The organism is Clostridium cibarium (assembly GCF_014836335.1).
GTDB classification, from domain to species: domain Bacteria; phylum Bacillota; class Clostridia; order Clostridiales; family Clostridiaceae; genus Clostridium; species Clostridium cibarium.
In genome coordinates this window covers 128,651-149,386 of the sequence record NZ_JACSRA010000008.1, presented here as the reverse complement: position 1 = coordinate 149,386, position 20,736 = coordinate 128,651, and the positions used below count along the sequence as shown (strand labels likewise).

At 31.4% G+C, this 20,736-nt stretch carries 16 protein-coding genes; all 16 read left to right on the top strand.

Annotation, left to right across the window (positions count from 1 at the left end):
* Positions 1-2: 2 nt before the first annotated feature.
* The 16 genes from H9661_RS07060 (at position 3) to whiA (ending at position 20,730) form a co-directional block, all read left to right on the top strand.
* Positions 3-851 carry a YitT family protein gene (locus H9661_RS07060; RefSeq protein WP_143315978.1) on the top strand — a complete coding sequence of 283 codons (849 nt, stop codon included), beginning with the start codon at positions 3-5 and terminating at the stop codon, positions 849-851.
* A gap of 14 nt (positions 852-865) precedes the next feature.
* Positions 866-1,711, top strand: coding sequence for a YitT family protein (locus H9661_RS07055; protein WP_143315977.1), 846 nt, complete (start codon positions 866-868; stop codon positions 1,709-1,711).
* Between the two features lie 139 nt (positions 1,712-1,850).
* Complete coding sequence (gene ftsE, locus H9661_RS07050; protein ID WP_143315976.1) at positions 1,851-2,537, top strand: cell division ATP-binding protein FtsE; 687 nt, start codon at positions 1,851-1,853, stop codon at positions 2,535-2,537.
* On the top strand, positions 2,527-3,417 hold the full coding sequence (gene ftsX, locus H9661_RS07045) for a permease-like cell division protein FtsX (protein WP_143315975.1): 891 nt from the start codon (positions 2,527-2,529) through the stop codon (positions 3,415-3,417). The genes ftsE and ftsX overlap by 11 nt, the downstream gene beginning before the upstream one ends.
* A gap of 68 nt (positions 3,418-3,485) precedes the next feature.
* Positions 3,486-4,727: a S41 family peptidase gene (locus H9661_RS07040; RefSeq protein ID WP_191767995.1), complete on the top strand. Its 1,242-nt coding sequence runs from the start codon at positions 3,486-3,488 to the stop codon at positions 4,725-4,727.
* Between the two features lie 13 nt (positions 4,728-4,740).
* A complete protein-coding gene (locus H9661_RS07035) occupies positions 4,741-6,024 on the top strand; it encodes a PDZ domain-containing protein (RefSeq protein ID WP_143315973.1) in 1,284 nt (427 codons plus the stop codon).
* A gap of 142 nt (positions 6,025-6,166) precedes the next feature.
* A complete protein-coding gene (gene uvrB / locus H9661_RS07030; RefSeq protein ID WP_191767994.1) occupies positions 6,167-8,134 on the top strand; it encodes an excinuclease ABC subunit UvrB in 1,968 nt (655 codons plus the stop codon).
* Between the two features lie 29 nt (positions 8,135-8,163).
* Positions 8,164-10,992: an excinuclease ABC subunit UvrA gene (uvrA, locus tag H9661_RS07025; RefSeq protein ID WP_143315971.1), complete on the top strand. Its 2,829-nt coding sequence runs from the start codon at positions 8,164-8,166 to the stop codon at positions 10,990-10,992.
* Positions 10,993-11,082: 90 nt separating this feature from the next.
* Positions 11,083-11,520: an FHA domain-containing protein gene (locus tag H9661_RS07020; RefSeq protein ID WP_143315970.1), complete on the top strand. Its 438-nt coding sequence runs from the start codon at positions 11,083-11,085 to the stop codon at positions 11,518-11,520.
* Between the two features lie 22 nt (positions 11,521-11,542).
* On the top strand, positions 11,543-12,763 hold the full coding sequence (locus tag H9661_RS07015; protein WP_191767993.1) for an FtsW/RodA/SpoVE family cell cycle protein: 1,221 nt from the start codon (positions 11,543-11,545) through the stop codon (positions 12,761-12,763).
* Between the two features lie 3 nt (positions 12,764-12,766).
* Positions 12,767-14,233: a peptidoglycan D,D-transpeptidase FtsI family protein gene (locus H9661_RS07010; RefSeq protein WP_191767992.1), complete on the top strand. Its 1,467-nt coding sequence runs from the start codon at positions 12,767-12,769 to the stop codon at positions 14,231-14,233.
* 101 nt (positions 14,234-14,334) lie between these two features.
* The gene (gene uvrC / locus H9661_RS07005; RefSeq protein WP_191767991.1) at positions 14,335-16,197 is read left to right on the top strand and encodes an excinuclease ABC subunit UvrC; all 1,863 of its coding nucleotides are present in this window, start codon (positions 14,335-14,337) and stop codon (positions 16,195-16,197) included.
* A gap of 134 nt (positions 16,198-16,331) precedes the next feature.
* Positions 16,332-17,246, top strand: a complete 915-nt coding sequence (gene murB / locus H9661_RS07000; RefSeq protein WP_191767990.1) for a UDP-N-acetylmuramate dehydrogenase — start codon at positions 16,332-16,334, stop codon at positions 17,244-17,246.
* Between the two features lie 170 nt (positions 17,247-17,416).
* Positions 17,417-18,295 (top strand): RNase adapter RapZ, encoded by an 879-nt coding sequence (gene rapZ, locus H9661_RS06995; protein ID WP_143315965.1) that lies wholly within the window; start codon positions 17,417-17,419, stop codon positions 18,293-18,295.
* Positions 18,292-19,641, top strand: coding sequence for a gluconeogenesis factor YvcK family protein (locus tag H9661_RS06990; protein WP_143315964.1), 1,350 nt, complete (start codon positions 18,292-18,294; stop codon positions 19,639-19,641). The genes rapZ and H9661_RS06990 overlap by 4 nt, the downstream gene beginning before the upstream one ends.
* A gap of 141 nt (positions 19,642-19,782) precedes the next feature.
* Positions 19,783-20,730, top strand: coding sequence for a DNA-binding protein WhiA (gene whiA / locus H9661_RS06985; RefSeq protein WP_143315963.1), 948 nt, complete (start codon positions 19,783-19,785; stop codon positions 20,728-20,730).
* Positions 20,731-20,736 lie beyond the last annotated feature (6 nt).

Genomic DNA, 20,736 nt, shown 5'->3' with positions numbered 1-20,736 from the left:
ATATGACTAAAAAATTAATTAAGGATTACATGCTAATTACTTTTGGAATTATATTAGTTGCATTATCAGTAGAGTACTTTTTTGCACCTAATAAGTTAGCAGCAGGTGGAGTAACTGGGATAGCTATAGTTCTAAATAACTTGGTGCCAAACTTAAGTGTAGGAGTTATAACACTTGTTTTAAATTTAGCATTATTTGCAGCAGCTTTTATGCTAATAGGAGGAAATTTTGGTGCTAAAACTATATTCGCAAGTTTAGGATTATCAGTAGTTATGTGGGGGATAGAAAAGTTTTTCAATCCGTTTGCAATTACTACTGATTTGGTAATAGCGACCGCATTTGGAACAATAATATCAGCTTTTGGAATGGCTATTGTTTTTAATTGTAATGCATCAACAGGAGGAACAGACATTTTAGCAAAAATTTTGAACAAGTTTTTTCATATTAATATTGGAAAGTCATTGTTGATAGTAGATATTATAATAACATTTGCAGCGGCTATGGTTTTTGGGCTAGATATCGGATTTTATGCTATGTTAAGTGTTATTATTTTAGGGATTACTATAGATAGATTTATTGACGGATTTAATTCAAGCAAGGAAATAGTGATAATTAGTGACAGATATGAGGAAATAAGCAAATTTATTTTAGAAGATTTAGATAGAGGATGTACATATCTAAAAGGGGTAGGAGTATATAGTGAAAAAGATATAAAAGTAATTTATACAGTTATAGGTAGAAGTGAATTTATAAAACTAAAAGAATTTATAAAAGGAATTGATAAAAGAGCCTTTATTACTGTAAGAGAGTCATATGAGGTTCTAGGTGAAGGTTTTATGGAAATTGAATAGCAAGGAGAAAACATATGAAGAAGTTCAAAGAATATTTACTAATTACTATAGGAATTATTATTGTTGCAGTTGGATTAGAATTTTTCTTTTTCCCAAATAAAATTGCATCAGGAGGGATAGCTGGGTTAGCTTTAGTCCTTCAAGATATATTTAATTTAGATGCTGGGCCAGTCATGTTTATTTGTAATGGGATACTTTTTGTTTTAGCGTTCTTTTTTATTGGAGGGAATTTTGGTGTAAAAAGTATTTATGCTGGATTTGGAGTGTCAATAATTCTTTCAGCTATTGAAAAGTTTGGGTTAGCTACAGCAATTACTGATAATTTAATGCTAGCTACATTTTTTGGAAGTGCAGTGACAGCAGTAGGATCTGCAGTTGTGTTTTCTCAAGGGGCATCTACTGGAGGAACAAGTATTACTGCAAAATTACTTAGCAAATATTTTTCTATGGACATAGGAAAAGGGTTATTAATATCAGATTCAGTAGTAATTTTGTTGGCCATGTATAACTTTGGTATAGAGCTTGGGTTGTTTGGATTGTTAAGTGTATATCTAAGTAGTACATTAATTGATAAATTTATTGATGGGTTTAATTCATGTAAGCAAGTTATTATATTTACAGATCAGGAGGAATTAGTTGTAAATTATATTATGAAAGATGTCGATAGAGGTTGTACAGTATTTAATGGTAAGGGTGGTTATACTGGTGAAAGCAATTCCGTTATATTTACAGTATTAAATAGAAGGCAATTTATACAGTTGAAGCAATTTATGAAAGCAGAAGACCCAAATGCGTTCATTACAGTAAATGAAGCTCAAGAGGTTTTAGGAAAAGGATTTGGGAACATAATTGAAGATTAGCAATTAATAGTATTTGAAAAAATGCAAAAAAAATATATAATATAGGCAGGGATGGTCGTTTGTTGAAGTGTTATGTTATAATGGCACTATGGAAAAGGATGAATAATGGATGCTTACATAAAAACTAAGGAGTGGTAATGTGATTAGGTTTAAAAATGTTTCTAAAATATATGATAATAATGTTAAGGCACTGTCAGATGTAAATGTGGACATAGAAAATGGAGAGTTTGTATTCCTTGTAGGGCCATCAGGAGCAGGTAAGTCAACTTTTATAAAGATGTTACTTAAAGAAGTTGAACCTACTACTGGGAAAATACAGGTTGATGATACGGAATTAGGGAACCTATCAAGAAAGGAAGTACCTTATTTTAGAAGGAAAATAGGTATGGTGTTTCAAGATTTTAGATTAATACCAAATTTAAACGTGTATGAAAATGTTGCATTTGCTATGAAGGTAGTAGAAGCGTCACCAAGAGAAATAAGAAGAAGAGTTCCAATGGTGCTTTCTCTAGTTGGACTTTCACACAAATACAAGATGTTTCCAAATGAATTATCCGGAGGAGAACAACAGAGGGTATCTTTAGCAAGAGCTATAGTAAATAATCCAAATGTTTTAATAGCAGATGAACCAACAGGAAATTTAGATCCTGAAACTGCAAAAGAGATAATGTCATTATTAGACGATGTCAATAAATCAGGGACTACAGTATTGATGGCGACACATGCAAAAGATATAGTTGATACCATGAAGAAAAGAGTTATAGCAATGGAAGCTGGCGAAATAGCGAGAGATGAGAAAAGAGGGATGTATCAAAATGAAGATTAATACGATTAGCTATTTAATAGGTGACGCATTTAAGAGTTTAAGGAGAAATAAGACGATAAGTATTGCATCGACAATAACTGTATTAATTACTTTTATGGTTTTGGGAATTTTCTCAATTGTAGCAAAGGATGCTAGTTTGGCAATACAAGGAGTAGAATCAAAAGTAGAACTTAAGGTATTTCTAACAAATGATATAAAATTGATTGATAAAAGAGAGATTGAAGTTAAGCTTAGAGAACAACCTGGAGTAAAAGATGTAGAATATGAATCTAAGGAACAAGCTTATAATAATATCAAGGAAAGTATGAGTGAAAGTGAGGGCTTATTACAAGGGTATAATTTTGATAATAATCCATTCCCAGAATCGTACATAGTTAAACTTGAAGATCCAAGCTATGCACAAGATATAAGTGATGCGGTAAAAGATTTAGAGGGTGTTGAAAGTGTAAATGATCAACAAGAAATAATCAATACAGTTCAAAATGTAGTTAAAGGTATTAGGATAATAGGAGTAGTTTTATTTGTAATTTTAATAGGAGTTTCTATTTTCTTAATAATGAATACTACAAAATTAACAGTATATTCAAGAAGAAGAGAAGTTGGAATAATGAAGTTTGTTGGTGCTACAGACTGGTTTATAAGGTGGCCATTTATAATAGAAGGTATGGTTATTGCACTTTTTGGAGCTATTTTTTCAACAATAGCAGTATTTTTAGTGTATAAGGCTTTATTTGCATTTATTGCATCTAAGTTGTTAATGGTAAACTTAGTAGTTCCTAGCTATGTATTCACTAATCTATTATGGAAGTTTATCTTAGGATCTATAGTTGTTGGTGGAACTGCAAGTTATGCAGCTTTAAGAAAGTTCTTAGTAGTATAATTATAAAAAATAAGAATAGAATATTTACTGTACAAATCTAATCTTGTGTTGGAAAGGAAGCTTTTGGAATGAACCAATTTAAAGAAAAAAAAATGAAAGAAAGTAAGGGGAAATCTTACGTTGCATTAGGGAGTATAGGTGTAATATTAATATCATTTTTTGCAGGGAATTTAGCTGCAAGATTTGGATTGTTTATAGGCCCTAATGCAAGTCAGTATTCAAAAGCTGTAAAGTATTCACAAGATTATAGCAAATATGCTGGATTATTTGAGGCTAGACAGACTTTAATTGATAATTATAATGGTGATGTAGAAGATGATGTTTTGTTAGATGGAGCAATTAAAGGGATGACAGCTAGTTTAAAAGATCCATACACCGTATATATGACTAAAGATGAGTATAAGAAATTTAATCTGTCTAATTCAGGGTTGAGGGTTGGAATAGGTGTTAGCATACTTGCAAAAGATAATGCAGTTGTGATAGTAGATGTTGAAGCTGATAAGCCAGCAGATAAAGCTAAACTTGTAGCTGGAGATATAATTGTTAAAGTAGATGGAGAAGAAATTGGTAGCGATTCAGGTAAAGCAATATCATTGATTTCTAATGCAAATAAAAGTAGTACAAAACTTACTATTTTGAGGGAGGGAAAAAATACATTTGATGTTGAACTTACAAAAGAAGAAATTAAGACAGAGTCGGTTTTTGGAGAAATGGTTGAAGATAAAGTTGGATATATAAGATTAAAAGATTTTAATGAAGATGCATCAACATCATTTATTAATACTTTGTCTGATTTGAAAAGTTCTGGCATGACTGGCTTAATTTTAGATATTAGAGGAAACGGTGGTGGATTTCTTACAGAAGCTGAGAGTATCGCTTCACAGTTTATCCCAGAGGGTAAAGTCATTACAACATTAAATAATAAGTTTAATAAAGAAAAGAAAAGTTTATCAAAGGGTGGAATAGGGCAAGAGATGCCTGTTGTTTTATTGATTGATGGAAATACAGCTAGTGCTTCAGAAGTTCTCACAGGGGCGTTAAGAGATTATGGAATTGCAGAAACTGTGGGTATGAATACTTATGGAAAGGGTGTTGCTCAAGCACCATTTACCCTTAAGACGACTGAAGGTGCCCTTAAAATAACAATAGATAATTTTTATACACCTAATGGGGAAAATATTCATAAAGTTGGCATAAAGCCTGATTATGAAGTGAAGTTATCAAAGGAAGATGTTGATAAAGAATACTCTAGAAAAACAGATCCTCAATTTAAAAAAGGATTAGAGGTAATTAGGGAAAAGATTAAATAGGAGGCTCACTTTTATGGATTTAATTATATATACATTAAGATCTGTGGCGTATGTAATTGTAGAGCCCTCTTTAATGATTATGTTGATTATATTAGGAATAGTTTTTTATAGTAAAAATAGGAAACTAGTTGCAATGCAAAGAATGGTAATAGGTGAAGAGGTCAATTCTTCACTTGAATTAACATTATCTCAAATAGTTTTAGGTATATTTGCAGGAATATTGGCGAGTATTATTTTAAGTTATTTAGGGGTAATATTTGATGAAAATTCAGGAATAGAATTCTTGTTTATGATTTCAATACTTCTAATGTTTATAAAGCCTAGGTTGGTATGTTTTTCATATTCAGGGGCAATATTAGGCGGAATAAGTTTAATATTTTCTTATTTTAATATAAAAACAAGTGATGGAACTGCATTATTTAATTTGGATATAGTTATGTTAATGACTTTTGTAGGTGTTATGCATATTGTAGAAGCATTATTGGTTATGTTTGATGGATCTAGAGGGGCAGTGCCGGTATTTTCTAATAAAAAAGGAAAGATTTTAGGTGGATATGCATTTGGTAGGTACTGGATATTACCGGTGGCTATATTTATTGCATATAGAACAATAAGTAGCGGTGGGGTAGGAACGGATAGTATTGGAACTCCTGAGTGGTGGCCTATACTAAGATACGATAATATAGTTAATTTGGTTAAATCAGCAATATTGAGCTTATCTCCATTATTCGGAGTGCTAGGATATTCTTCGTTGACATTTACAAGAAGAAAAAGAGAGAAGGCTGTATCTTCGGGGATATTCATATTGGCATATGGAATAATTTTAGTTTTGGTAGCTCAACTTGGAAGTTTAGGTATGATAGGAAAGATTGCAGTAATCATATTTGCTCCCCTAGCCCATGAAGGGATGTTGGTAATTCAACGAAAAATTGAAGAAAAGAGAATACCTTTATTTGTTAGTGATGAAAGTGGAATAGCTATATTAGATGTTGTTCCTTTTTCAAAAGCTCATGAGATAGGATTAAAAGCTGGGGATAGAATAGTATCAGTAAATGATAAGGTAATTGATACTGAAGCTGATATTTATTCGATAATTAAGGAAAGTTTGAATTGTCTAAACCTAAAAATTAAAGATAAAGCTGGAGAAATAAAGGAATTTTCTTTAAAGCAAGAAAATAACAGAAGATTAGGAGTTGTTTTGGTTCCTAAGTTTGTTGATGTGGGAAAAATAGTTTCTTTTGATAATGATAAGTTTTCAGAAGTGTTAAAAAATATAAAAGATAAGAATAAAAAATAAGTTTTTAGAAAAAACTCTTTTGGAGGCAGTAAGTACTGCTTTTAAAAGAGTTTTTGTTATTTCAATTTTCTTGACTATGAAAGTGAGAAAAAGTAAAATAAGAATACGAATATAAGTTCGATTAAAAGAAAAAGGTGATAGTATGGGAAAATTCAGAATACATTCAAAATATAAGCCTACAGGAGATCAGCCACAAGCTATTAATGAATTAGTAGATTCAATAAATGGTAATAATAGGAGTCAGACTTTACTAGGAGTAACAGGCTCTGGAAAAACATTTACTATGGCAAATATAATAGAAAAATTACAAAGACCTACTATAGTGTTAGCTCATAACAAAACACTGGCAGCTCAATTATGTGCAGAATTCAAAGAATTTTTTCCTGATAATATTGTTGAGTATTTTGTATCTTATTATGACTACTATCAACCTGAAGCATATGTGCCTCAGACTGATACTTTCATAGAAAAGGATGCATCAATTAATGATGAGATTGATAAGTTAAGGCACTCAGCAACATCGGCATTATTTGAGCGAAGAGATGTTATAATAGTTGCTTCAGTATCTTGTATATATGGATTAGGTAATCCTGACGAATATAAGAAGTTAACTCTTAGTTTAAGAGTGGGGATGGAAAAAGAAAGAGATGAAATTATTAAAAAACTTATAGAGATTCAGTATGAAAGAAATGATATTGATTTTTCTAGAGGTACTTTTAGAGTGAGAGGGGATTCTTTGGATATAGTTCCCGTTTCATTATCGAATAAAGGTATAAGAATAGAATTTTTTGGAGATGAAATAGATAGAATAAGAGAATTTGATGTGCTTACAGGGACTATTTTAGGAGAAAGAGATCATGTGGCAATTACTCCTGCTTCTCACTTTGCTACTTCTTCAGAAGTTTTAGAAAAATCAATTAGTAAGATAGAGGATGAATTAGAAGAGAGATTAAAAGAGCTTAATGCTCAAGATAAGATATTAGAAGCTCAAAGACTTAGACAGAGAACTAATTTTGATATAGAGATGATTAGAGAAATGGGATATTGCACTGGAATAGAAAATTATTCAAGAGTATTTGATAATAGAGATCCAGGAACTCCTCCAAAAACACTTTTAGATTACTTCCCAGCAGATTATTTAATGTTCATTGATGAAAGTCATGTAACATTACCACAAGTAAGAGCTATGTATGCAGGAGATAGGTCTAGAAAAAATACCTTAGTGGAATATGGTTTCAGATTACCTTGTGCCTATGATAATAGACCTCTAAAATTTCCTGAGTTTGAGAAAAAGATAAATCAAGTTGTGTTTGTAAGTGCAACTCCAGCTCAATATGAATTGGATAATTCATCAGTGGTAGCGGAACAAATAATTAGACCTACAGGTTTATTAGATCCAGAAATTATAATTAAGCCAGTAAAAGGACAGATAGACGATTTATATGGAGAGATAGTAAAGACAACAGAAAGAGGATTTAGGACTTTAATAACAACTTTAACTAAGAGAATGGCAGAAGATTTAACAAAATATCTAACAGAACTTGGTGTGAAAGCAACTTATATGCATTCTGATATTGAAACTATAGAGAGAATGAAAATAATAAGAGAATTAAGGCTAGGAGAACAAGATGTTTTAGTTGGAATTAATCTTTTAAGAGAGGGACTAGATATTCCAGAGGTAGCACTTGTAGCAATATTAGATGCAGATAAGGAAGGATTTTTAAGGTCAGAAACTTCTCTTATTCAAACAATAGGAAGAGCAGCAAGAAATGCAGAAAGTAAGGTAATAATGTATGCAGATAATATTACAGGATCTATGGATAGAGCTATTAAGGAAACTAATAGAAGAAGAAAGATTCAAGAAGAATATAATAATGAACATGGAATCGTACCAACTACGATAATTAAGGATGTTAGAGATGTAATAGAAGCTACAAAAGTATCAGAATCAGAAGAAAATTATGTGGCTGAAGAGGAAACAAAGAAGTTAACTGCAAAAGAAAAGAAAGCTTTAGTTAAAAAATATACAGAAGAGATGATGGACGCAGCCAAGAATCTGCAATTTGAAAGAGCAGCAGAACTTAGAGATTTAATTGAAAAGTATAAATAAAATATAGAAATGTGGAAGGAAACATAAATATGAAAGATAAAATAATTATTAAAGGTGCTAAAGTAAACAATTTGAAAAACGTAGATTTAGAAATTCCTAGAGATAAACTAGTGGTATTTACTGGACTTTCGGGTTCGGGTAAGTCATCGCTAGCTTTTGATACATTATATGCAGAAGGACAAAGAAGGTATGTTGAATCACTATCAGCTTATGCAAGACAATTTTTAGGGCAAATGAATAAGCCAGATGTAGAATATATAGAAGGATTATCACCAGCTATTTCTATAGATCAGAAGACTACAAGTAAAAACCCTAGATCTACTGTAGGAACTATAACTGAAATATATGATTATTTGAGATTACTATATGCAAGAGTAGGAACTCCTTATTGTCCAAAGTGCGGGAAAGAAATAAGTCAACAATCTGTTGACCAAATTGTTGATAAAGTTATTGCTCTTGGGGATAAAACAAAAATTCAAATTTTAGCTCCGATAATTAGGGGAAGAAAGGGTATGCATGAAAAGGTTCTTGATAATATAAAGAAAAATGGATTTATAAGAGCAAGAGTGGATGGGAAAATATATGACCTTACTGAAGAAGAAATAAAGTTAGAAAAAAATAATAAGCATAATATTGAAGCTGTAGTTGATAGAATAGTTGTCAAAGAAGGGATCGAGGGAAGATTAAGTGACTCGTTAGAAACTGCGTTAAAACAGGGGGAAGGATTAGTTTTAATAAATATAGTAGGCGGCGAAGATATCATGTTTAGTGAAAAGTTTGCTTGTCCTGATTGTGGAATAAGTATAGATGAGCTTGCACCAAGATTATTTTCTTTTAATTCACCATTTGGTAAATGTGATTGTTGTGATGGGCTCGGAACTTTATATGAGATAGATGAAGATTTAGTTATACCTAATAAAGAATTAAGTATAATGGAAGGTGCGATAGCAACTTGGGGAGAAGGCAGATTAAAGGAGGAGTCGTGGACTTTTGCTATTTTAAAAGCATTAACAAAAGAATATGATTTTTCTTTACACACTCCGGTTAAAGATTTGTCACCTAGCATAATTGATATATTATTTTATGGGACTAAGGGGAAAAAGCTTAAGGTTGAATATGTGAAAGAAGGAGTGAAATCTGTTTATAATCATGCTTATGATGGTGAAATTAATTCATTAAAAAGAAGATATAACGAGACTAACTCTGATTTGATTAAAACTGAAATAGAACAGTATATGAGTGATAACTATTGTCCTAAATGCCATGGGGATAGACTTAAAAAGGAAGCATTAGCAGTAAGAGTTGGTGGAGTAAACATAAGTGAATTTACTAAATTACCGATAAAAGAAGAATTAGATTTTATAAATGGCATAGAATTTTCTGAAAAGAATAAAATTATTAGTGAACAAATTGTAAAAGAAATTAAAAGTAGATTGCAATTTTTGGTTGATGTTGGCTTAGATTACTTAACTTTAGCGAGAAGTTCAGGAACATTGTCTGGTGGAGAAGCTCAAAGAATTAGGTTAGCAACTCAAATTGGATCATCCTTAATGGGAGTGTTATATATACTAGATGAACCAAGTATAGGCCTTCATCAAAGAGATAATGATAAGCTAATTAAAACTCTTAAAAACTTAAGAGATGTAGGAAATACTGTTGTAGTAGTTGAGCATGATGAAGATACAATGAGAGAATCAGATTATATTGTAGATATAGGTCCGGGAGCAGGAGAGCATGGTGGAAAGATAGTGGCAACTGGAACGCTTCAAGAAATTATGGATAACGAAAATTCTATTACAGGGCAGTATTTAACTGGAAAGAAAAAAATTGAGCTGCCTAATGCTAGACGTAAGGGGAATGGAGAGAAAATAACAATAAAGGGGGCGAAGGAAAACAATTTAAAGAATATTAATGTATCTGTGCCACTTGGAACACTAACTATGGTAACAGGGGTATCAGGATCAGGTAAGAGTACTCTAATTAATGAAATATTATATAAAGGATTAAATAAATTAGTAAATAGGAGCAAGAACCCTGTTGGAAATCATAAGGAGATTTTGGGTTATGAAAATATCGATAAAATTATAGATATAGATCAAAGTCCAATAGGAAGAACTCCACGTTCTAATCCAGCTACTTATACTGGAACATTTGACATAATAAGAGAATTGTTTGCGCAGACACCAGAAGGAAAAATGAGAGGATATAAACCAGGAAGATTTTCATTCAATGTGAAAGGTGGAAGATGTGAAGCTTGTTCAGGTGATGGCATAATTAAAATTGAGATGCAGTTTTTATCTGATGTATATGTTCCATGTGAAGTTTGTAAAGGTAAGCGTTATAATAGAGAAACTTTAGAAGTAAAGTATAAAGGAAAAAATATTGATGATATATTAAATATGACAGTTGAAGAAGGATTAACTTTCTTTGAAAACTTACCAAGAATAAAAAATAAATTACAAACATTATTTGATGTTGGACTTGGGTATGTTAGATTAGGTCAACCTTCAACACAATTATCTGGAGGAGAAGCCCAAAGAATAAAATTAGCTTATGAATTATCTAAAAGAAGTACAGGAAAAACTCTATACATTTTAGATGAACCAACAACAGGTCTTCATATTGATGATGTTAAGAGATTAATAGAAATACTTCAAAGATTAGTTGATGTAGGAAATACTGTTGTAGTAATTGAGCATAATTTAGATATGATAAAGTGCGCAGATTATATTATAGATCTTGGACCAGAAGGTGGAGATAAAGGTGGTACATTAGTGTGTCAAGGAACACCAGAAAAAGTTGCAGAAAACGAAAAATCTTATACTGGAAAGTATCTAAAAAGGATTTTAGTTGATTAATAGGAGATAATTTGTAACATAAGGATTAGGGTTTTACTTAGTTTTGTTGTATAATCTATTTAGGCAAAAAAATAGATTTGAGGTGGAGATATGGATTTTTCGAAATTTTCAGCTATAGTATTTGGTATAGCGTTTATAATAATCTTGTATGTAATAATATATTTTGCACTTAAAATAATGTACAAGGATGTAAAAGGCGGAGGGCGTAGAAAACGACCACAAGGAAAGAAGAGTTACGGAATTGAAGTTTTGGAAGTAGACGGAAATGAGAACTTAAAAAAGGGAACTGTAATACCTGTTAGAGGTGTAGTTACTTTAGGAAGAAAAGATGATAATTCTGTTATTCTATCAGATCAACATGTATCAGGAAATCATGCTAGATTTGTTATAAAAAATAATATTTTATTTATTGAAGATTTAAATAGTACAAATGGAACTTTTGTGAACGGAAGAAAAGTGGCTGGGAAAGCAAAACTTTTTGGTAAAGATGAGATAAAAATAGGATCAACTAGTTTTAAAGTACTATAGAAGCAACAATTGAGGTGATTATATGAAGATGCGAAAAGATGAATTGAAGCTATTATTAATTACTTATATATTTTGTATAGTTCTTTTCGGAAAATTAGCGATAAAAGATAATCCTATTGATAGAAAAGCTCTTATCATGGGAGGAGTTTTGTGTGTTGTAATAGGATTATCACACTTTGTAATAAGAAAATTCTATCCAGATGGAGATAAATTTTTGCTTATCTTTGCCTGTATATTATCAGTAGTAGGTATAGCTATGATATATAGACTTGATCAGGATCAGGCATTAAGCCAAGTCGTTTGGGTTAGTGCAGGTATTACTATTTATATATTATCAGTTATATTATTGCCGGACATGGGGAAACTGTCAAAGTGGAAATATATATATCTAGGAACTACAGCGTTTTTTATGCCATTGGCTCTGCTCTTTGGTACTAAAACTTATGGGGCAACTAACTGGGTTTATATTGGAAGTCACGGATTTCAACCATCGGAATTTGGTAAAATTGCATTAGTTTTATACTTAGCTTCGGTACTCAAAGATTTTGATAATGAGAAAAAAGGATTTGCTCATATAAAACAGTTAATAGAGCCAGCTATTGTAGTTATGTTAGTTCTAGGATGTTTGGTACTGCAAAAGGATTTAGGATCAGCTTTGATATTTTTTGGGGTAGCAGTTTCGGTTCTTTATGTTGCTACATCAAAGAAAAAGTATGTATTTGCATGTTTGGGCTTGTTTGCATTAGGGGCGACTTTAGCATATAAATTATTTTGGCATGTCAGACAAAGAGTTATGATATGGAGAAATCCATGGAAATATTCCAATGAAGATGGGTATCAACTTGTTGAGGGGTTATATTCAATATCATCAGGTGGAATGATTGGATCAGGATTAGGGCAAGGGTATCCGGGGTTTGTACCAGTAGCTACATCAGATTACATATTTGCAGCTATATGTGAAGAATTCGGTATGGTTTTCGGAATAGGTATTATGATATTAATGTTTTTGCTATTTTATAGAGGAATAAGGGTAGCTTTTATAACAGACAATAAGTTTTCTCAAATAACTGCAGTAGGATTAAGTACTATGATAGCTTGTCAGGCTTTAGTTATAATTGGTGGTATATTTGCAATTATTCCGCTTACAGGTATAACACTTCCTTTTGTTAGTTATGGTGGTAGTTCTATTTTGACTGCTTTCTTCGCATTGGGAATATTACAAAAGATTTCAGAGGAGGGCTAGAATATGAATGATTTTAGAAATAGTGTAAAAAAAGTAATGGTAGTATTTCTATTCTTTTTTGTAGCCCTTATTTCATATATAGCTTATTTTCAAGCTTTTCAAGCTCCAGATCTTGCAGCAAGTACTGGAAATAAAAGATTGTGGGCAAAGAGAAATGAGGTTTTAAGAGGAACTATTTATGATAGAAATGGAACTGCGTTAACTACAGGTGAAAAGACTGGAGATTTAACTCAATCTCGTAAATATGTTAATGGAGATTTATATACTCATGCATTGGGGTATGTAAATCAAAAGTATGGGCTTACAGGGCTAGAGGATGCATATGATGCTGAATTGTCTTCTTATAGCAGTGTTGAAACTGGTCTAAGGACATTTTTAAAAGATTTTAGCATAGATTCATTAAAAGAGGCTTTTAAAACAAGAGGAGCAGAGGAAAAAAAGGTTGGAAATGGAGTTATTACAACATTAGATACTAATATTCAGAAAGTGGCTTATAATTCGCTGGGAGATCGTAAAGGGGCTGTAATCGCACTTGATCCAAAAACAGGAGAAGTATTAGCGATGGTTTCAAAGCCTACATATGATCCTAATAACTTAGATGCAGCAATGGCAGCTGCTAATTCAGGGGCTTCAGAAAATAGTCCTTTTATGAATAGGGCTGTTGCAGGGTTATATCCTCCAGGTTCAACATTTAAACCTATTACTACAGCAAGTGCTCTTCAGAATATATCAGGAATTCAAAGTAGGATATTTAATGATACAGGTAAACTTGTATTTAATTCTAAACAATCCCTTTCTAATGCTCTGGGTGTTGCAAATGGAGATATAAACTTAAAGACTGCTTTTGTTAAATCAAGTAATTTTGTGTTTGGTACTTTGGCTGGAGAACTTGGAAATGATAAGTTGAAAGCTACTGCTGAAAAGTTTGGATTTAATAAGACTATACCAGCAGAAGGATTTCAAATATCACAGAGCAAATTTCCAACATTGAATAATAGTGAAGTTGGAATGATAGCACAATCAGGAATAGGGCAAAGTAGCATACTTGCAACACCTATGCAAATGGCTTTAGCTGCTAGCAGTATTGCAAATGATGGAATAATGATGGAGCCAACTCTAGTTAAAGAAGTGGTAGATAAAAATAAAAATTCAGTGAAGAAAGTTTCAGCAAAGAAGTATGGGCAAGTATTAAGTTCATCTGATGCGGCTACAATAACTGAATATATGAAAGCTTTAGTATCAACTAATTTATCATCTGCTTTTGGAGGATTAAATGCGGCAGGAAAAACAGGAACTGCTGATCATACAGATGCTAATGGGAATCTTGCAACTCCACATTCGTGGTTTATAGGTTTTGCACCAGCTGACAATCCTAAAGTGGTAGTGGCTGTAATAGTGGAAAATGGTAACTGGGGGGCTACATCAGCAGCTCCAGTAGCAGCTGCTGTTATACAAGCTGCTTTAAAATAGTTATAAAGATTTTGGAAACAATCATAAAGGTGGCTGCCTTAAAATAAAATTTATTTTATTTAGGCAGCCTTTAACAATTTTCATAAGGAGGAGGTGTTGTTATGTTTGATTTTGAACATCAATTAAAAATATTACCAGATAAGCCGGGAGTATATTTAATGAAAAATTCTCTTGGAGAAATTATATATGTTGGAAAAGCTAAAATCTTAAAAAATAGAGTGAGGCAATATTTTCAAAATTCGAAAAATCATTCTCAAAAAGTAAAAAGCATGGTGAAAAATATTTCAGAATTTGAATATATAATTACAGATTCAGAAATGGAAGCGTTAATTTTAGAAGGAAACTTAATAAAGAAATATAGACCTAGATATAATATAGCATTAAAAGATGATAAGTTTTATCCTTTTATAAAAGTCACTTTAAATGAGGATTTCCCAAGAGTATTTATGACTAGAAATTTTATTAAGGATGGGAATAAATACTTTGGACCTTATACCAATGTAACAGCAGTCCATGAAACTATGGGATTAATTAGAAAGATATTTCCTATAAGAACTTGTAAGATGAATATTCAAGAAGGAATGAAAGATGTTAGACCTTGTTTAAATTATCATATAAAAAAATGTACAGCACCTTGTGGTGGATATATTTCTAAAGAAAATTACAGTAAGATAATTAATGAAATTGTTGATATATTAAGTGGAAAAGATAGGACTATAGTAAGCAGATTAAAAGAAGAAATGCAAAAAGCCTCTTCGGAGCTAAATTTTGAAAAAGCTGCATCTTTGCGAGATAAAATGTTAGCTATCAATAACTTAGTTGAAAAACAAAAAGTATTCAGGGTTGTTGAAGGCGATGAAGACTTTATTAATTTATATAAGGATGAAAAAGATTCTTGTATCCAAGTATTCTTTATGAGAGAGGGAAAGGTAACTGGTAGAGAACATTATATTATAGAAAATAGTGCAGATGAAGAAGATGGAGAACTTTTATCTCAGTTTATAACTACTTTTTATTCTGGGGCGGCTAAAGTATCAAAAACTATATATGTACCAGTAATTGAGGATATAGAACTGTTAGAAGAGTTTCTTACAATTAAAAGAGGTTCTAAGGTGTGGTTGAAGATTCCTCAAAGAGGGGAAAAGAAAGATCTTTTAGAATTGGTAAAAAATAATGCAAAACTTACATTAGAACAATTTAAAGATAAAATACTTAAAGAAAAAGAAATTAATCGCATAGCTTTAAGTGAACTTGAAGAGGTACTAAATTTAGATGAAGCTCCTTATCGAATAGAGGCATATGATATTTCAAATATTCAAGGAGCTGATTCTGTAGGAACTATGATAGTATTTGAAGATGGAAAAGCGAAGAATAGTGATTACAGGAAATTTAGGATAAAGACAGTAAGAGGTACCGATGATTATAGTAGTATGAGAGAGGTATTGACTAGAAGATTTGAGCATGGACTAAGAGAAATTGAAGAGATTAAATCTAGAAATTTAGAATTTTCCAAAGGAAAGTTTTCTAATTTCCCGGATCTAATTATGATGGATGGAGGAAAAGGTCAGGTTAATATAGCTCTAGAAGTTTTGAAATCTTTAGATATAAATATAGATGTTTGTGGCTTGGTTAAGGATGATAAGCATCAAACTAGAGGGATTATCTACAATAATGAAGAGATAATGATAAATAGAAATTCAAATTTAATGCAACTTATAAGAAGAGTTCAAGATGAAGTGCATAGGTTTGCTATTACATATCATAGAGCTGTTAGAGATAAAAGAGTATTACATTCTGTATTAGATGATGTGCCTGGAATTGGGGAAAGAAGGAGAATAATGCTTTTGAAGAAATTTGGAAGTGTCGAAAATATAAAAAAAGCTACACTGGAAGAACTTATGGATACACCTAGCATGGATAAGAGATCGTCTGAAAGTATAATAAGTTATTTTAAAGAAAAGTAACAATATTTTAAGTATTTGCTATAATAAATACCAAAAAAGAAAGTTGTACCTTGTTTAATACAATGTTATACTTTATACTTAGTAAATGAAAGTTTTAAATTTTTAAGCTTAATAATAATTTCAAGGAGCTAAATATGAATCAATATTTTAAATTTAAAGATTTTTTTAAAGAGATTTATTTAGAAAATGAGATAAAGATAAATGAAAAAATGAGTGAGCATATATATTTTAAAGTTGGAGGTCCAGCAGATATATTATTAAGTCCAACAACTGTTGAACAATTGGTAAGCTCTATAGAAGTATGCAAAGAGAATAATATTCCTTATTATATTATAGGCAATGGATCTAACCTTTTAGTTAAGGATGGGGGTATAAGAGGCGTAGTAATAAAGTTGACTAACCTAAATAATATCCAGACAAAGGGTAATTTTATTAAAGCAGAAGCTGGAGTATTACTTAAAGACGTATCGGCTAAAGCTTTGGAAAAGTCATTAACTGGATTTGAATTCGCATGTGGAATACCGGGAACTGTAGGTGGAGCTGTATTCATGAATGCGGGAGCCTATGATGGAGAAATAAAAAATGTAATAAAAGAGGCAGAAGTAATTGATAGTAATGGAAACATTATAGTAATTGATAGAGATGAGCTTCAATTAGGGTATAGAACTTCAAAGGTTATGAAGGAAAAGTTTGTTGTAGTGAGTGCTATATTCCAGCTAGAGTTGGGCGAAGAGGAAGCTATTATGAATAGGGTAGATGAACTTACTAGAAGAAGAGAAGAAAAACAACCATTGGAATATCCATCTGCTGGAAGTACATTTAAAAGACCAGAAGGATATTTTGCAGGTAAGTTGATTCAAGATGCTGGGCTTAAAGGTTATTCTATAGGTGGTGCAGCCGTTTCAGAAAAACATTCTGGGTTTGTTATAAATAAAGGTGGAGCTACAGCCAAAGAAATTTTAGATTTGATAGCTCATGTTCAAGATAAAGTTAAGAAGCAGTTCGGTGTGGAGTTGCATCCGGAAGTTAGAATATTAGGTGAAGATTAAGATTTTAGTTGCTGTCTAAAATAGAGATTCAATTTCTATTTTAGATGGCTTACTTTTTATAAAAAATCAATAAAAATTTAAGAACAAAACATTGATTGTAAATTATGAAATGATTAATAAATATATGATATAATATAACTGAATAAAGAGATAGGATTAGGAGGAAAAGTATGAGATTTATTATAGTTACAGGACTTTCAGGAGCTGGAAAAACTGAAGCAACAAAAAGTCTAGAAGATATAGGATATTTTTGCGTAGATAATTTACCACCTAAGCTTATTCCTAAATTAGCAGAAGCATGCAGTGGTGGGAATATAGAGAAGGCTGCATTAGTAATAGATATAAGAGGCGGAGTATTCTTTGATGATCTTTTTGAATCATTGATGTATTTGAAGAAGAGTGAGTTTGAGTATGAGATATTATTCCTAGATTCTTCAGATGAAATATTAGTGAAGAGATTTAAAGAGGCAAGGAGAAGTCATCCATTATCTCCAGAAGGTAGAGTTATTAATGGGATTAATGCTGAGAGAAAGAAGCTTAGAGAGGTAAAAGATAGGGCAGATATAATAATAGATACATCTAAATATGCAATAAGGGATTTAAGAGGAAAGATAAACGAATATTTTGGAGATGCAGTAGTACCAGAAAAGCAACTTTCTGTTACAGTATTAAGTTTTGGATTTAAATATGGCATACCTGTAGATTCTGATTTAGTGTTTGATGTTAGATTTATACCAAATCCATTTTATATACCAGAACTTAAAAAGTATTCTGGAGATGATGAGCCTGTAAAAAAATATGTTTTAGATCAAAAAGAAACAAAAGGATTTATAACAAGACTAGAAGATATGTTAAAGTTTTTAATTCCTAATTATATAAAAGAAGGAAAGAGACAATTAATTATATCAATAGGATGCACAGGAGGAAGACATCGTTCAGTGGCTATAGCTAATGCTGTTCACGAATTGTTATCTAATGATGGATTTGATGCAAAGATAGAACATAGAGATATAAGTGAGGATCTTCATAAAGGAGTAAAGAAACTATGAGGTTTACAGATTGGTTAAAACCTGGTATTAAAGTTAAGCGGTGGATAGTTTTTGGTGTTTTAGGAGTTTTACTTATAGCTTTTGGGTTTACAGAATTAGTGACTCGTAGAGTTTATGATATATATTATCGAGTTTTTTATATTTTTCTTAATATAACAGGGATATTTGTAATATATACTGCTGTTACAGAAACTATGAAATCAATAATAGTTATGATTAATAAAGGTTACTTAAAAGTATCTTTAGATAGCAAAAAGATAGAAAGTCTTATTTATGAAAAAAGACTTTTAGTTAAAGGGCCTAAAATAGTAGTAATAGGTGGTGGAACTGGACTTTCAACCATGCTTAGAGGGTTGAAATATTATACATCTAACATTACAGCCATAGTAACAGTAGGTGATGATGGGGGAGGTTCTGGTGATCTAAGAGAAGACCTAGGGATGCTTCCGCCAGGGGATATAAGAAACTGTATATTAGCTTTAGCAGATACAGAGCCTTTAATGCACGATTTGCTACAGTATAGATTCCAAGATGGGAGATTAAAAAATCAAAGTTTTGGTAACTTGTTTCTAGCAGCAATGGCAGGCATATCAGATAATTTTGAAGATGCTGTACAAAAAATGAGTTCTGTACTGGCAGTAACGGGAAAAGTTTTACCTGTAACACTAGATGATATGCAATTAGTTGCAACACTTGAAAATGGAAAAACAGTTTGTGGGGAATCTCAGATTCCAGAAGAAGCTATTAAACAAAAATCGAGAATAAAAAGGTTAATAATAAATCCGGAAGATGCAGAACCTTTACCAGAAGCTTTGCAAGCAATTAAGGAAGCAGATGCTGTAGTAATAGGACCTGGGAGTCTTTATACTAGTGTTGTTTCTAACTTGCTGGTTAAAAAGATAAGTACAGCAATTAGAAGAAGTGAGGCACTAAAAATATATATTTCAAATATAATGACTCAACCAGGAGAAACCGATGGATTTACTGTTTCAGATCATTTAAAGGTAATAAAAAGGTATGGTGGGCGAGATATAGTAGATTGTGTTATAGCTAATTCCGGCCAGTTATCCGATGATGTTAAAGATCAATATCAGGAGGATAATTCTATACCAGTGAAAGTTGATGAAAAGGAAATTAAAGATTTAGGGGTACATCTAGTTTTATCCAATATAGCAAAAGTTAATAACAATACGGTGAAACATGATTCGGAAAAGTTAGCAGAAGTATTGATAGATACAGTAATGGAAAAGAAATTGTTATATGATAAAAAGAAAATATTTGAATACATGTACTTATCTCAAAGAATTAAAGAAAGAGAAAAAGAAGAAAAGAAGCACGAGAAGTAATGAATTTGTGCTTCTTTTTAGTATTATTGATATGAATATAGGATAAATTTGAATAGTACAAGAATTATTGTTTTATGCTATAATTAAGTGTTATAAAAAGAAATAAATTTGGATATTAAGTATAGATTAAAGGAGATTAATATGTCATTTTCAGCTAAAGTTAAGGGAGAAATAGCAAGATATACAGAGCTAAGTAAATCAGAAGCATTAGCACAAATTTCGGCTATAATGAAGGTAAGTGGGACTATTAGTTTTAGTGGGAAGGGATTATCTTTTAAAATTACAACAGAAAATCCTTCAAGTGCAAGGTTGATATTTACTTTGTTAAAAATACATTTTAATATTCACTCTAAGCTAATGGTGAAAAAAAGTAATTCATTAAAGAAAAATAACATTTATATGGTTGTTATTGATGAAGAAATGGGAGTAAGAACTTTACTTCAGGATACAGGAATACTAGCAGAAGTAGATGGTGTTATGAGTTTAAATTATCGAATACAGGAAAGCATGATTAAAGGTGAAGCGGAAAAAAGAGCATATGTTAGAGGAGCTTTTCTAGGGGGAGGAAGTGTAAGCAACCCTGAAAGAACTTATCATTTAGAGTTTGTTACTCATAGTGAAGAGTATGCTTTGGATTTATGTAAACTTATTAATAGTTTTGGTTTAAACTCAAAAGTCATACAAAGAAAAAATTCTTTTATTATTTACATAAAAGAAGGTGAGCAGATAGTGGATTTATTAAATATTCTTGGGGCTCACACTTCATTGTTAGAGTTAGAAAACATTAGAATAATGAAGGAAATGAGAAATAATGTTAATAGACTTGTAAATTGTGAAACAGCAAATCTTTCTAAAACAGTAAATGCAGCAGTTAGGCAAGTGGAGAGTATAAAACTTATACAAAGTCAAATAGGATTAAAGAGATTGCCTAAAAATTTAAGAGAGATTGCAGAACTTAGACTTAATTATCCAGATGAGTCCCTAAAAGAGTTAGGTGAAATGTTAGATCCACCTGTTGGTAAGTCTGGGGTAAATCATAGACTTAGGAAAATAGAAAAGATTGCAGAAGAATTAAGAGCAAGTCAATAGGTATCA